This window comes from Legionella sp. 39-23 (assembly GCF_001897665.1).
Taxonomy (GTDB): domain Bacteria; phylum Pseudomonadota; class Gammaproteobacteria; order Legionellales; family Legionellaceae; genus Legionella; species Legionella steelei.
In genome coordinates this window covers 87,886-102,377 of the sequence record NZ_MKTO01000006.1, presented here as the reverse complement: position 1 = coordinate 102,377, position 14,492 = coordinate 87,886, and the positions used below count along the sequence as shown (strand labels likewise).

Here is a 14,492-nt window from a genome sequence, read left to right as displayed (position 1 = left end):
ATTGTTTCATGGAATTATTTATACAATAATGATGAAGAGATTAGGACTAAAATGACCTTTTTTTGAATCACTCTATTGGAGTATTTTGAACCGAGGCAAGTAGTTAAGGAAATTAATCTATGGGCAAAGGAATTGTTTTACGTGTACCCCATGGTACCGAATTATCACGAGAATTGATTCAAGCGCTAGAGACTCGTTTTCCCGGCTATACTCTAGAAACTTACCATGAAAAACCTGATTATCGCCGTAGTTTTGTGCGTCGGGTAAGTAGCCTGCAAAAAGGGTTCAATTTTCTTCTTGATGCGTTACCTCTTCAGAGCAGCTTTTTAACCAAAGAAACGTTGCGCGAGTATATCGATGAATGTAAAACAGCTGCTTGTGATGCAAAAGACTCAACAGATGATTTGCATAAAGAGTTAGAAAAATATACTGCCAAATTAATTGAAGCCATTGCTTTGGTTTGGGGCACTTCGATTAAAGAAGCAATCGAGCTGCTCAATGAGGCAGAGCAATATGACTTAATGAAGAATGGCCGTCCTGATCTGGCAACATTAATGCCTATGAAGGTAGGAGAGGATATCAGCTATGTTATCCAACTCGACGAGTCGCTTCCTCCTCACTACGGCCAATTTATTGATGAATTAAAACAGATAAAAGCCAAGAAATATCCTAAAACCCCACCCTGGCTATACGGGCTTAAAGAATATCAACAAGCCTATTTTTGTAATCTAGATCGAAAAATTAGCAGTCATACTGAAGTAGTTCACGATTTTAATAATTTTTTAATCAGTTGGTCATCAATAAAAAGGAAAGCACTTAGTTTAAAGACAGATCTCCAACAAATTGCTAATAATTCCTCGCCACTTCCTTCATGGTTTAATGATCTAAGTCCTCATTTACAAGAAATGATGCGTATTTTGGCCGCTGATCCCGCTAACCTGGACGAAAATCTAAAGCAATTTAAAAAGCTGCTTATCTCCGATAGTTTTAAGAATGAGTGTGCTGATTCGGTGGCATATATCTCAAGCTTGCCACAATGGTATTGGGTATTGCCGCATCACCAACAGTTTTTTCTGGAGCATGTACTAAAAGGTGTTGATAAAGTAGAAGATGCGGTTCCTTTTTTATCCAGCCGCCATCGCACTTTACCTCTGCCTGCAAATTATGCAGCCCATAGCTTATTGGGAATAAGTCATGATGGAAAAGTAATTCGTGAGCTCTCAAAAAAGCGCTATCGTTCCAGCCACATTGCAACACGAGATGGATTAGAGTGGCCAGAAGCAGTGCAACGACGGCATAGCGATGCGTGTCTGGCGAAAGTGATGGAGCATGCACAACCAGGACAACTGGCAATATTACAAACGCTGATTAGTCCAATTCATGCGGTAGACTATGTGCCGACCTGGATTACAGACTATTTACCAACATTACCACCTGATTTGGAGTTGTACAAATTAGCGCGGGCTGCAGTAGAGCGGCGGGCAAAGATTCAATCCATCCAGCAGAATAATCATCCTTATAATTTAGCAAAGCGGCTGTATTACACTCAGTCGAATGATAAAGACAGTTTGAATTTATTGGCTGTCGCAAAAAAATACGTTTCCTCGACACCAGGATTACAGACTCTTCTTGATCAATACAAAAGTGTTTTGGAGTCAAAAGCAGGTTCCGCAACGGTTTTTGATTATGCTGGTAGAGAATTGTTTTTGAGTTCTTTGGAACAGTTAATTATTTTGGCCGTTGGTGGGCATCCTTATGGTTCTTGTGTGAGTGGTAAGGATAGAAAAGCCATAGAGCTCATCCATACGGATGCGATGCTTCTTTATAAAGAACTGTATGGCAACTGGCCCATATTTGATGAGTCCCAAGCTAAAGACCGTATTCGTTTTGTTTCTTTGGTTGCAGATCTGTATATGAGTCGTCATCAACAAGAACATGCGGGGCATAATGCGCCTGGGTCTGAAGGCATCAAAACCCCTGAGTGGTATTTACCAGAGGATATTGCCACTGAAATTAAAAAGCGCCTCAATAATGAACATGCACTTAAAGACGATGACCGAGCTGCTACCGATAACGAAGTAAAGAATATTTTTATTGGTGGCCATAAAAAAGCAAAAGAATATCTATTACCAAAAGACACATTACAATGTCGTTTGGCTGCTCGGCAATTAGGTAAAACAAATTGCAATCGACTTTACGATGCCCTCTATCCTTTTATCAATGAAAAAAGCTTATTTGCTCCTGTAGAATCAAATTCGTGGTCTGCGATGTTTTTTTCTGATGCGTCGCCAACAACGCCTGATGGAATTCAGCAGATTTTCGATCTCATGGTCAGCCCCAGTTCCGGAAAGGATAATGTAGTGCGGCTCGAAAAAATATTGCAAATCGTATTGGAGCGACCCGAAGCAGATGAAACCCGCTCTGTTGCAACAAATTCTGTTTATGGACGTTTACGTTCACTGTTAAAACCAAAAGAAGTGAGCACTTTTGCTGAGACGGTTGAGAAGACAGTGGAGGAATGGACGGGCTTGTTTAATAAATCCAAAGAATCACATCGGCATGAAGCTATGATTCATGTTTAAACATACATAGAGCCCGGGTTTACCGGGCCCTAAATTCTCACAATTACAGTAAGTGCTCAAGTCCATAAATTAATGTAGATAATCCCGACACTTTTTGGCAAGACAGAATAATCCCAGGCATAAAACAACGTCGGTCAATACAGTCATCTGTAATGGTTAAGGTTTCGCCCTCGCTCCCAAAAATGACTTGTTGGCGTGCAATAACACCTGGCAGACGTAAAGAGTGGATGTTGATGTCACAATGTGTTCCACCACGAGCGCCAGGGACTAATTCCTTGAGATTTAATTTATTTTTAGGATTTTTTCTTGCAGCGGCAATCATTTCCGCAGTTTTTAAAGCGGTCCCTGAGGGGGCATCAAGTTTTTGTTGATGATGTGCTTCAATAATTTCCACCTCAGGCAAGTATTCTGCGGCTTTCGCTGCAAAGAGCATCATCAAGACGGCACTTATGGAAAAATTAGGTACAATGATTCCACCCAGACGACGACCTTCACATAATGAAGTTAATTCCTGAATGTGCTCAGGAAGAAGTCCTGAGGTGCCAATTATTGGGTGCGCGCCATGGTGTATAATCGTAAGGCTATTTTGATACACACTGTCTGCTCGGGTGAGATCAACAACAATTTGCGCTTTAGTATCTTGAATCGCTTGCGCTAAATTATCTTTTTTGCCCAGTTGTGCAACTAATTCAAATTCCTTGTGCTGATTAAGGGTTTCACAAGCTAAAGACCCCATTTTTCCATTAGCCCCATTAACAATAACACGTGTTAACATAATTCTCCTCACGAAATGAGTTATGATTTTTTATCTTTTGAGGGAGGGTAGTGTGTTCGCAACGCCCACATCGTTGCAAAAGGCCATCCAATCACTGTAGCTTGTAAGGCTAGAGAAACAAAGGCACCTCCAGGATTATCATTGATAAGAAAAATGATCCATGGAAAGAATACAGCAAGAAAGAATATAAACATTTTTTGCATGAAGCTTATCATATATTGCTCCCATAAAACCTAATCGAAACAGTCAATATCAATGAATGGTATCACATCAATGCGTAGTCAAAAAACGATGACGAATACAAAAAGACTTGTTTTATTATAGGGTCATCATCATCGATTTTTCTACTTTGGTTCTTTTTTCGTGCGCAGTAACTGAACATGATTAAGAGTGCTTGCAAACAATCATTAAACATTGTACATTGTGCGCTCATTCGTTAATGCAAATGATTTCATTTTCCGGATATGACATTTTAATATCTAACAAGGGTACTCTAATGAGAAAACAGGAGCTGCACCCACGCACCGCCGTTATAAATAAAGCTCAAAAAAATAAGTCTAAACAAGCACGAACAGACGCATTATTGTGGCTCGCTGCAAATTTCCCGGAAGCATTTGATAATTCATTACGAATTCGTCCATTAAAAATAGGGATTATGGACGATATTTTGCTTCACGCAGATAAAGCTACAGAATTAGGTATTTCTAAAAGTAAATTACGAGAGGCCGTGGTTTTATTCACACGTCGTCTTGATTATTTAGCCTGTCTGAAGCTACGTGAAATGCGTATTGATTTGCACGGTAATGAAGTGGGGGAGGTCAGTGCAGAAGAAGCGGAACACGCCACCACTAAGATTAAAAAGCGTGTTGAAAAAAGTGCAAGAAACGCACGTAAGGTTATGACCGAAAAAACCTCAAACCCAACCAGTTCAAATCAGCAAAATACAAGTTTCCAAGCAAAAACAAGCCAAGTCTCTCCATCTGCAGAAGATCACTTTCCTACTTATCCAGTGCGTTCGTCAACTTATAATTCCCTAAATGCACCAGCACAGCCTGTTAGAGCTACCGCTGTGATGGTGAAAAATAAAACGAGCCGGCAATATGATCCAGATGTTGTCGCGCGTTTGAAAGAGAAATTAGGGTTGTCACGCAGTCTTGAAGAAAAAAAAGAAGTCGTTGAATAGTTAATGTTGTCGCCTGTTTTGTACCCGGATTAGCCCAGCATAATCCGGGAGCTACCGGCTTTTGCGCAAAATCACTGATTGATAGAAAGTTTGTCTGAGTTGTTTTGATTCTTGGAGCACGCAAATTGAATGAGCGGGTGATGGGAATCGAACCCACGCCATCAGCTTGGGAAGCTGAGGTTCTACCATTGAACTACACCCGCAAATTAAAGCCCTGTCCCATAACCTGGGTTACGCTATGCTGCACCCAGGCTACATTGTCACAAACTTATTATAAGCGCTAAACGCGAATAATTTCCATACTGTTTGTACCACCTGCTGTACCAATTACTCGACCACGGGTTAATAAAACAAAGCCTTTTTGTTCCAGATGACCTAACTTTATTAACTCTGCAAGCACTTGTTGATTCAAGGTTTCAGAAGTGAATTGGTGGTAATTCATAAACACCGGGAACACATTGTGGGCAAGACACAAGCGGCCAATAGTTCTCTTATTCGCAGACACAGCAATAATAGGAACTGTGCTTTGTTGTCTTGAGATCCATAATGCGGTATCACCTGATTCGGTCAAGGTAATAATTGCTTGGATGGGGAAATGATTGGCTGCATGCATTGTGGCCATCGCAATGGCTTGGTCTGCGCGTTGGTAATGACAGGTTTCATCATTACTGTGGTAGTAAAAGCTTGCATGCTTTTCTGCACTGAGACAGATCTTATTGACCATCGCCAGTACTTTTACTGGGAATTGGCCACTGGCGGTTTCTGCGGATAACATCACCGCATCTGTTCCATCCAAGATGGCATTGGCAACATCAGAAACTTCTGCACGCGTAGGTTGCGGATTGTTTATCATTGATTCCATCATTTGGGTTGCTGTGATGACTACTTTATCCAATCGACGTGCTTCGCCAATGATGTGTTTTTGAATCGCAGGCACTTCTGCGGCACCTATTTCAACGCCCAAATCGCCTCGCGCTACCATGATGGCATCGGCTTCCTGAATAATTTCAGTGAGGTATTCCAAGGCCTCAGTACGCTCGATTTTTGCGATAATCGGTATTTTTTTGCCAAACTCGGTCATGAGGGCACGGGTATGGCGAATGTCTTCGGCATCTTTAACAAAGGATAAACTGATGTAATCTACTTCTGCTTCTATAGCTGTATGCAAATCACGTTTGTCTTTCTCTGTCATAGTTCTCGCTGCGAGGCCGCCACCTTTTCTGTTTAATCCTTTAAGATCACTGAGAACACCTCCTTCAATGACAATACAGTGAATTTTAGAGCCAACGATGTCTTTGACTTCCAATTCCACTAAACCATCATTAAGCAATAGATGATCTCCTACGACCAGTTCCCGAGCTAGATTGGGATAGGCTACAGAAACTTCGCCATGATCACCTAACATCTCTGCGGCGTTACAATCTAAAGAAAAAGCTTGGCCTTCAACCAGAGTGATTGATTTATTTTTGAAACGGCCTATACGGATTTTCGGGCCTTGTAAATCGGCCATTACTGCCAGTGGATGCTTTAATTCTTCAGCAATTTCGCGAACCAATGCAATAAGCGATAACGCAGAAGCATCAGCATGGGAGAAATTGATACGTACCACGTCAACACCTGCGGTTAACATGGCACGAAGTATCGTTGGATTACTACTGGATGGACCTAATGTGGCAACAATTTTAGTTTGTCTTAACATCTTGTGCTCGCTCCTGCAAAATGGCAACAGCTGGCAAGGTCTTTCCTTCTAAACACTCAAGAAACGCCCCACCTCCTGTGGAAACATAAGAGATTTGCTGATTCAGATCATAGAGATCGATCGCGGCAAGTGTGTCACCACCTCCGGCAATTGAAAAAGCATCACTTTCGGCTATAGCAATAGCTATAGCCCGTGTTCCATAAGCAAATTGTGCAAATTCAAAAACACCAACTGGGCCATTCCAAATGATGGTTTTGGCAAGGTTAACAATGTCAACATATTCACTAACCGTCATGGGACCGATATCGAGAATCATGTCGTCAGAGGCAACATTGTGCAGTGATTTATTATAGGCCGGGCAATGTTCACTAAATGATTTGCCAACGACAACATCCGTAGGTAAGGGGATATGGCAGCCTTTTTCTTTAGCCAGTTGGAGAATTTCACGTGCTTCATCCAGTAAATCGTGTTCATAAAGGGAAACACCGATTTCAAATCCTTGAGCTTTAAGAAAGGTATTTGCGATTCCGCCGCCAGGGATTAAATAATCAACAAGCGTGACTAACTGCCGTAGTAAACTAAGCTTTGTAGAAACTTTGGCACCACCTACAATCGCCACAATGGGTTTTTGAGGGGCAGCAAGGGCTTTTTCCAAGGCATCAAGTTCGCTCACTAATAAGGGGCCTGCGACCGCAATCGGGGCATACTGAGCGACACCATAAGTAGACGCTTGAGCTCGATGTGCTGTTCCAAAAGCATCCATGACAAAAATATCACAGAGACTGGCAAGTTTCTTTGCCAGTTGCTCATCATTATTTTTTTCACCCACATTAAAACGCACGTTTTCACAAACGACTAACTCACCTGGGTTAACCTCTACCCCACTGAGATATTCCTTTACGAAACGTACAGGGTAATCCAAATGTTCGCGCAGATATTCTGCGATCGGCTCCATGGAAAAACGTCGTTCGAATTTTCCTTCTTCAGGACGTCCTAAATGAGATAAGACCATAACTGCCGCACCGGCATCCAAAGCAGCTTTAATAGTAGGTAGTGCTGCCTGTAATCGTTGGTCGCTGGTAATAAAACCCTCTTTGATTGGAACATTCAGATCTTCACGAATAAGTACCCGTTTTCCCGACAGGTCTATATCGCGCATTTGTATCAGATTCATCAGATATCTCCAAGCTGGGTTTTTTAGCAACTCATCATTTGTTGCGCTGTGTCCAGCATACGATTAGAAAAGCCCCATTCATTGTCATACCAAGCCACAATTTTCACGAGATTACCAAATACCTTGGTTTGTGTGGTATCAAAAATAGCTGATGCGGGGTTATGATTAAAATCACATGAAACTAAAGGATCATCATTGATTTGTAAGATACGGCTTTTTGCTTGACGGACAATATCGTTGACTTCTTTGGCGGTGGTTTCACGTTTTGCTGTAAAGGTTAAGTCAATAACGGACACATTAAGCACTGGAACACGCATTGCAAAACCATCCAGTTTTCCTGCTAACTCAGGTAATACTAATCCTACTGCTGCTGCGGCACCTGTTTTTGTGGGAATAATAGAGTGTGCTGCTGCACGAGCACGACGTAAATCTTCATGACTTCCATCTAAAAGCATTTGATCGTTAGTGTAGGCATGAACTGTATTCAATAAACCCGCTTCAATGCCTAGAGCATCATTTAATGGTTTTACAACTGGAGCCAAGCAATTCGTGGTGCATGATGCATTGGAAACAATCAGGTCAGACGCTTTGAGTGTGTGGTGGTTTACTCCATAAACAATGGTTGCATCCACATTTTTTCCTGGGGCAGAAATCAATACTTTTTTCGCGCCAGCGGTAATGTGTTGCATTGCTTTGTCACGTTCTGTAAAGAAGCCAGTACACTCTAAGACTAAATCAATGTTTAATTCTTTCCAGGGTAAATTCAGTGGATTACGCTCGGCAATGATTTTAATTGCATGCCCGTCGATTATCAGCATGTCACCTTCAACACTGACATCCGATGCGAAACGGCCATGTGTTGTATCGTAACGGGTCAGGTGTGCTGTTGTATCAATCGCTGATAAATCGTTGATCGCAACAATTTCAAATTCATTTTGTTTTTTTGATTCAAAAATTGCTCTTAAGATACAACGGCCAATGCGACCATAGCCGTTAATCGCGACACGTATTGTCATATTACCTCTCCAATTTTAGTAGGGTCGTTTACAATTCTAACGAATTGTAAACATCCTTTTATCTTTCAAGTTAAGTAAGTATCTAATCGTACCTGGGTGAGGGCGAAGCCGTAACCCGGGATTAAGAAATTCTTTCACATCCAGAAACCTGGGTTACGGCTTTGCTTTCACCCAGGCTACAAATTTAATGTTTTTGCACTAATGTTTCTACAGTTTCAACTATTCGCTCTACAGTAATACCCAGATATTGATAGGCTTGGGTAGCTGGAGCCGATACGCCAAAACGATCCAGGCCAATGACTGCACCTTGTAAGCCAACAAATTGATACCAATAAGCAGAACTGGCTGCTTCAATTGCTACACGGGTGTGGATATTTTGGGGCAAAACGTGATTTTTATAACTTTGGTCTTGCTCCAAGAATCGTTCTGCACAAGGCATAGAGACTACTCTCACTTTAAATCCTCGTGTTTTTACTTGCTCTGCAGCCGTAAGTGCCAGCTGAACTTCCGAGCCTGTAGCGATTAAGATGGCATCAGGAGTGCCCTCACAATCCAGAATAATGTAACCTCCTTTGTCAATTAACTCAGCCGCTGTTGCTCCATGAGGCAATGCAGGCAGGTTTTGCCTTGAAAGCAGCAAGGATGTTGGCCCATTATGATGCTCCAAAGAGCGTTTCCATGCAACGGCTGTTTCCATTAAATCTGCAGGGCGCCAGACGCTCATGCCTGGAGTCATGCGCAGCATGGATGCATGCTCTACGGGCTGATGTGTTGGACCATCTTCACCTAAGCCAATCGAATCATGAGTAAAGACATAAATAACGCGTTGTTGCATTAAGGCACTTAAACGTACCGCATTACGGGCATAGTCTGCAAAAACCAGGAATGTTCCACCATAAGGAATAAATCCTCCATGGACGGCTAAGCCATTCATGATTGCAGCCATGCCAAACTCGCGTACACCATAATATAGATAATTACCTGAAAAGTCTTCGCCAGTGATGGCTTTGCTACCTGACCAATCTGTATTATTAGAACCAGTTAAGTCCGCAGAACCACCGAGCATTTCAGGCAGAAAACGGGCAAAATGTTCAATACATTGTTGTGACGCTTTTCGTGTCGCGATGGCTTTGTCATTGGAGCGGCATTGCTCAAAAAATGCATGACTGTTACTTTGCCAATCATCGGGAAGATCGCCGTTGATGCGACGTAAAAACTCATAATGCTCTTGAGGATATTTTTCCTTGTATTGATTCAGCAGCATGAGCCATTGTTGTTCTTCTCTTTCCCCTTGCTCTACATGATTCCATTGTTGATAGATGGTGTCAGGGATTTCAAAAGGTCCGTAGTTCCACTTAAAAAATTCACGCACATTGGCAATGTCTTTGCTGCCTAATGCCGCGCCATGTGCTTTTTCACTTCCGGCGACAGAGGAACCTAGTCCTATTATCGTTTTGCAGATAATCAAGGTGGGTTGTGTGGTATTTGCTTGGGCTTTAAGAATGGCTTGCTCGATTGCATCCATATCATGGCCATCTACTGCTTCGATGACTTGCCAATGATATGCTCTAAACCGTTGTGCGGTGTCATCCGTAAACCAAGATTCAACTTTACCATCAATAGAAATTCCATTGTCGTCATAGAAAACAATGAGTTTCCCTAAGCCTAAAGTACCTGCTAGCGAACACGCTTCATGAGAAATGCCCTCCATGAGGCATCCATCACCAGTAAAAGTATAGGTATAGTGATCCACAAGATTAAAATCATCATGGTTGAAGTGTGTTGCGAGTACGCGTTCTGCTAACGCCATGCCTACTGCATTTGCTAAGCCTTGTCCTAAAGGGCCGGTAGTCGTTTCTACACCGGGCGTATGTCCAAACTCTGGGTGTCCAGGTGTTTTCGAATTGAGTTGACGAAACTGTTTGAGATCTTCCAAAGAGAGCTTATATCCACTCAAATGAAGTAAGGAATAAAGCAACATGGAGCCATGCCCATTAGACAGTACAAAGCGATCGCGATTAAACCAATGAGGATTTTGGGGATTGTGCTTTAAAAACTTCTTCCACAGAACGGTTGCTATGTCTGCCATGCCTAAAGGCATTCCTGGATGTCCTGATTGAGCTTGTTCTACGGCGTCTATACTTAGCATGCGAATGGCATTAGCTAATTCTTTGGAAAGATTCATGGGTTCTCTTCATGCTTAATTCGGTGCAATATTGTCGCTCAGAAGACATAAATCAGCAAGAAAATAAGTGCATTTTTGACCATTATTTTGCAAAAAGATCTAATTTTGCCCTAATTTCATATTTTATGAGCATGTCAAAACGATAAGTTCGTGTCACTTTAGTATAGATCGATAAGCCTGATTATCGATTTTTCTGGTAAAAAATAAATCAAATTTGTTTTTTTAATCTATCCATGGAAACAACAAACCGTAGGATTAATGTTCATAAATTTTCTTTTTATGTAGATTTATATATAATCAGACCTATTTTTTTACTTTTGAAGTGATTAATAGGCATAAACAAATGATCAATAGAACATTGTTTATTTGATATCCAAAATTCATTTTAGGACATCATGACCCCAGTTATTCGGCATTTAGACAACATATTTCCTGAACTGTCTGTTTCGCAGATGGTGCAGAATCCTTTGAATTGGACCTTCACAGAAAGCATCAAGAAGTTAGGTCCTGATTTCTATAATAAGGTAGTCCCACTTCATTTAGTAATGAATCTCGAATACAGTCTTTTGGGGCAACAATTAAGAGCTAAATTTCTGTCTCAGCAGCAGATCGATCGCGAAGAACTGCAAGAACAGCTTATTGCTGCCTTAATGCTGGCAGAACTTTTGGAGCATATTTACGAGCACTACTTAATTATACCCAGAGAGGTGAGGCGCTTACGCCAGCAACAGAATTTATATCGTGAATTGCTCGCAGGATTGATAGAAAATTTTCCTAAGAATCCTAAAGAGGTGGAAGAAGTACCTTCTTTGACGCAAGAAGTACGCAATATGACTGTCGAGACGAATTTGTATCGATTGTTATTCACGCGTTCCAAGCGCGCGTTGGATTTTATTACTCTTATTGCACAATCAGATGGATACCTTAATTTTGTCCGCATCATGGATAAAGCTCTAGATCCTATTATCGCATATTTAGCGTGGATTTTTTTCCTGCCTCGATTGTTAGTAAACCTGTTTGTGGTGATAAAACATACGGTGCATGGCTGGTGGATGGATGATGATACAGAGGGTTCTTTAGACTGGACCGCTCGTTTCAATGCACAAATAAAACGTCGTTGGTTTGAATTAGGTAATGATATTGTCTGGTTTAGTGCAGGATTTCTTAATTGTTTTTATTTAGTTGGTGCATTGGCTCCATTTGCCTTTTATGTTTCGTTCGCCGCTTTTGCCATCGATATCATCCTCTCGCTTACGCGTACTTTTATTGAATTAAGTCGTTTATATGAGCTGCGTGCGCAATATGCAGCGATGCTCAATGAGCCGCATTCTGCAAAAGAAGAAAAACAAATAAATGAGCAGCTTGACACAATAGATAAGCAAATTGCTTTTGAGCAATATCGACTGGTGTCGCATTTAATAACGACCGTCGCTATTTTTCTGGCCATATGTTGCGCATTGCCCATATTTGCCGCAAATCCAATTATTCCAGTAGTTGGCGCAATTTGTTTGGCCATGATTTGTGTTATCAATTTTGCTCTAACAGAAGAAATTGCCGAAAGTCGACCTGTAGATACCATCGAGCGTGCTCCTGCACTAGCAAAACTGGGTTTTTTTAGTAAAAAACAAGCAACGCCAGCACGTTTAGAGTTGTTGTCTGAGGAAGAAGAGGATATGACGCTCGATGATTCATTCTGTTGTGTCCAATAAAACATAGGCTGGGTGTAGCGCAGCCTACGGTATTTAGCTTTTTTGTCATAACACAGGGATGACGAATTACATTACATCATTTGGGTATAGAGGCTTTATTAATTGAATGCTATGCTTTAGGTCTTATCAATTTTCAAAGGTAAAGCATGTCAGCACCAGTAGGATTACCCCAATTTAGTCGTATTGATGTGAAGCAATTTCAATCGCATCTTGATGCCATATTAAAAAAGCATTTAGAGCAGGTAGACCGTTTACTCAAAGAAAATCCTCATTATACCTGGGACAATTTAATGTACCCCTTAGATGATATGGCCGATGAGCTGGAGCGCTTTTGGTCACCATTGTCGCATTTGCATGGGGTAATGGATTCGCCTGAATTACGCAAATGCTATGATGCCTGTTTGCCACTGCTCTCTGCTTATGAGTCCACAATGGGCCATAATCATGAATTGTATGAGGCCATCAAATCAATTGACAAACACAGCTTGAATCCGGTGCAACAAAAGTTAATTGACGATAGTTTGCGCGATTTTGAATTATCAGGTGTTGCTTTGAATAAAGAACATAAAAAACGCTTCGAAGCCATTCAGACACGCCTAGATGATTTGACCAATCAATTTGAGCACAATATTCTCGACGCAACCCAAGCATTTACGTTGCATATTAAAGATCCGGCACGTTTGGCAGGACTGCCTGAACATGCTTTAAATACAGCGAAAGAACTTGCTGCTGAAAAACATCTTGAAGGGCATGTCCTTACTCTGGAATATCCTTGTTATCAAGCGGTGATGACGTATGCTGAAGATCGCGCACTACGTGAAGAAATGTACCAGGCTTATATTACCAGAGCCTCAGATCAAGGTCCTAATGCTGGAACTTATGACAATACGCCCTTGATTCAGGAAATTTTGGCATTACGCGATGAAAAGGCTAAGCTTTTAGGCTTTAATAACTATGCCGAACTGTCGATAGCCACAAAAATGGCTGAATCAACCGCTGAGGTTAGAAACTTTCTGGATGACTTGATCGGAAGAATACACACCCAAGCAACAACAGAGTTTAAACAGCTGGAACAATTTGCTGCTGAAAAATTCCAGCTCAAAGTAGTTAAACCTTGGGATGTAGGGTATTTGTCTGAGAAAAGAAGACAAGCATTATTTACGCTATCACAAGAAGATTTGCGCCCCTATTTTCCTCAACCTAAGGTGATGCAGGGATTATTCGATTTAGTTAAGAAATTATATGGCATGTCCATAGAAGAAATAAAAGGCGTTGATATTTGGCATAAAGACGTACAATGTTATTGTGTGGTTGACGAGCACAACACGGTTCGCGGTTATGTGTTTACTGATTTATTTGCACGCTCCAACAAGCACAGTGGCGCATGGATGGATTCCTTACAAAGCCGTCGAAAATTGGAAGATGGCAGCGTACAGTTACCCATCGCGACATTGACATGTAATTTTGCTAAGGCATCCGCCAATAAGCCTGCGACGCTATCTCACGAAGAGGTGGTGACCTTGTTCCACGAATTTGGCCATTGCTTGCATCACATTCTAACGCAAGTTGATTATTTAGGTGCTTCAGGTATTAATGGGGTGGAATGGGATGCAGTGGAATTACCCAGCCAATTCTTTGAAAACTGGTGTTGGGAAAACAGTGGTTTAGCCGTTTTAACTGCGCATGTAGATACTGGTGAGCCTCTTCCTAATTCACTTTTTGAACGTCTGATTGCCGCAAAAAACTTTCAATCTGCTATGGCGATGATACGCCAGATGGAGTTTGCGGTATTTGATTTTCGTATTCATCAAGAATATGTAGCCAATCAAGCCTCTTTGGTTGATGATATTTTGGCTGATGTACGCTCTAAAACCTGTGTGGTCCCTGTTGTACCTTATAATCGTTTTGCACATAGTTTTAGCCATATATTTGGTGGTGGTTATTCTGCCGGTTACTACAGTTACAGTTGGGCCGAAGTTTTATCCAGTGATGCTTTTTCTCGTTTTGAAGAGGAAGGGGTTTTAAATCCCCAAACCGGACATGATTTCCTACACTACATTTTGGAAGTAGGGAGTGCGAAGAAAGCGGCCGAGGCTTATAAAGAGTTCAGAGGTCGCCCAGCAACAGTGGATGCGTTATTACGCCATAATGGCATTCAAGGATAAGTAT

10 protein-coding genes and 1 tRNA gene are annotated in these 14,492 nt (G+C 41.5%); 4 read left to right on the top strand and 7 right to left on the bottom strand.

The features are described 5' to 3' along the window. Window positions 1-119: 119 nt before the first annotated feature. A complete protein-coding gene (locus tag BGO44_RS03100; RefSeq protein ID WP_058511261.1) occupies window positions 120-2,582 on the top strand; it encodes a hypothetical protein in 2,463 nt (820 codons plus the stop codon). Window positions 2,583-2,625: 43 nt separating this feature from the next. On the opposite strand, the gene dapB is transcribed toward BGO44_RS03100, so the two are convergent. Beyond that, a complete protein-coding gene (dapB, locus tag BGO44_RS03095) occupies window positions 2,626-3,357 on the bottom strand; it encodes a 4-hydroxy-tetrahydrodipicolinate reductase (RefSeq protein ID WP_058511260.1) in 732 nt (243 codons plus the stop codon). 20 nt (window positions 3,358-3,377) lie between these two features. Beyond that, entirely contained in the window at window positions 3,378-3,572 is a 195-nt protein-coding gene (locus BGO44_RS03090; RefSeq protein ID WP_058511259.1) for a hypothetical protein, read from the bottom strand. Window positions 3,573-3,853: 281 nt separating this feature from the next. Between BGO44_RS03090 and BGO44_RS03085 the strand changes: the two genes are divergently transcribed. Further along, window positions 3,854-4,540: a ProQ/FinO family protein gene (locus tag BGO44_RS03085; RefSeq protein ID WP_058511258.1), complete on the top strand. Its 687-nt coding sequence runs from the start codon at window positions 3,854-3,856 to the stop codon at window positions 4,538-4,540. A 132-nt stretch (window positions 4,541-4,672) separates the two neighbouring features. Here BGO44_RS03085 and BGO44_RS03080 read toward each other — a convergent pair. The 5 genes from BGO44_RS03080 to tkt form a co-directional block, all read right to left on the bottom strand. Further along, window positions 4,673-4,743, bottom strand: a tRNA-Gly gene (locus tag BGO44_RS03080). 77 nt (window positions 4,744-4,820) lie between these two features. After that, on the bottom strand, window positions 4,821-6,239 hold the full coding sequence (pyk, locus tag BGO44_RS03075; protein WP_058511257.1) for a pyruvate kinase: 1,419 nt from the start codon (window positions 6,237-6,239) through the stop codon (window positions 4,821-4,823). Beyond that, the gene (locus BGO44_RS03070) at window positions 6,223-7,413 is read right to left on the bottom strand and encodes a phosphoglycerate kinase (RefSeq protein ID WP_058511256.1); all 1,191 of its coding nucleotides are present in this window, start codon (window positions 7,411-7,413) and stop codon (window positions 6,223-6,225) included. Before BGO44_RS03070 ends, pyk begins: the two co-directional genes overlap by 17 nt. A 23-nt stretch (window positions 7,414-7,436) precedes the next feature. Further along, window positions 7,437-8,429: a type I glyceraldehyde-3-phosphate dehydrogenase gene (gap, locus tag BGO44_RS03065; protein ID WP_058511255.1), complete on the bottom strand. Its 993-nt coding sequence runs from the start codon at window positions 8,427-8,429 to the stop codon at window positions 7,437-7,439. A 184-nt stretch (window positions 8,430-8,613) separates the two neighbouring features. After that, window positions 8,614-10,614: a transketolase gene (gene tkt / locus BGO44_RS03060; protein WP_273198095.1), complete on the bottom strand. Its 2,001-nt coding sequence runs from the start codon at window positions 10,612-10,614 to the stop codon at window positions 8,614-8,616. A 395-nt stretch (window positions 10,615-11,009) separates the two neighbouring features. Here tkt and BGO44_RS03055 point away from each other — a divergent pair, with 395 nt between their 5' ends. Both BGO44_RS03055 and BGO44_RS03050 read left to right on the top strand, forming a co-directional pair. Further along, on the top strand, window positions 11,010-12,323 hold the full coding sequence (locus tag BGO44_RS03055; protein WP_273198096.1) for a hypothetical protein: 1,314 nt from the start codon (window positions 11,010-11,012) through the stop codon (window positions 12,321-12,323). 146 nt (window positions 12,324-12,469) lie between these two features. Beyond that, window positions 12,470-14,488 carry a M3 family metallopeptidase gene (locus BGO44_RS03050; RefSeq protein WP_058511252.1) on the top strand — a complete coding sequence of 673 codons (2,019 nt, stop codon included), beginning with the start codon at window positions 12,470-12,472 and terminating at the stop codon, window positions 14,486-14,488. The last annotated feature ends 4 nt before the right edge of the window (window positions 14,489-14,492 follow it).

What these genes read in the sequence shown, in the direction of transcription:
- BGO44_RS03100 (WP_058511261.1), top strand. Translation starts at nt 120, where the DNA reads ATGGGCAAAGGAATTGTTTTACGTGTACCCCATGGTACCGAATTATCA.
- dapB (WP_058511260.1), bottom strand. Translation starts at nt 3,357, where the DNA reads ATGTTAACACGTGTTATTGTTAATGGGGCTAATGGAAAAATGGGGTCT.
- BGO44_RS03090 (WP_058511259.1), bottom strand. Translation starts at nt 3,572, where the DNA reads ATGATAAGCTTCATGCAAAAAATGTTTATATTCTTTCTTGCTGTATTC.
- BGO44_RS03085 (WP_058511258.1), top strand. Translation starts at nt 3,854, where the DNA reads ATGAGAAAACAGGAGCTGCACCCACGCACCGCCGTTATAAATAAAGCT.
- pyk (WP_058511257.1), bottom strand. Translation starts at nt 6,239, where the DNA reads ATGTTAAGACAAACTAAAATTGTTGCCACATTAGGTCCATCCAGTAGT.
- BGO44_RS03070 (WP_058511256.1), bottom strand. Translation starts at nt 7,413, where the DNA reads ATGAATCTGATACAAATGCGCGATATAGACCTGTCGGGAAAACGGGTA.
- gap (WP_058511255.1), bottom strand. Translation starts at nt 8,429, where the DNA reads ATGACAATACGTGTCGCGATTAACGGCTATGGTCGCATTGGCCGTTGT.
- tkt (WP_273198095.1), bottom strand. Translation starts at nt 10,614, where the DNA reads ATGAATCTTTCCAAAGAATTAGCTAATGCCATTCGCATGCTAAGTATA.
- BGO44_RS03055 (WP_273198096.1), top strand. Translation starts at nt 11,010, where the DNA reads ATGACCCCAGTTATTCGGCATTTAGACAACATATTTCCTGAACTGTCT.
- BGO44_RS03050 (WP_058511252.1), top strand. Translation starts at nt 12,470, where the DNA reads ATGTCAGCACCAGTAGGATTACCCCAATTTAGTCGTATTGATGTGAAG.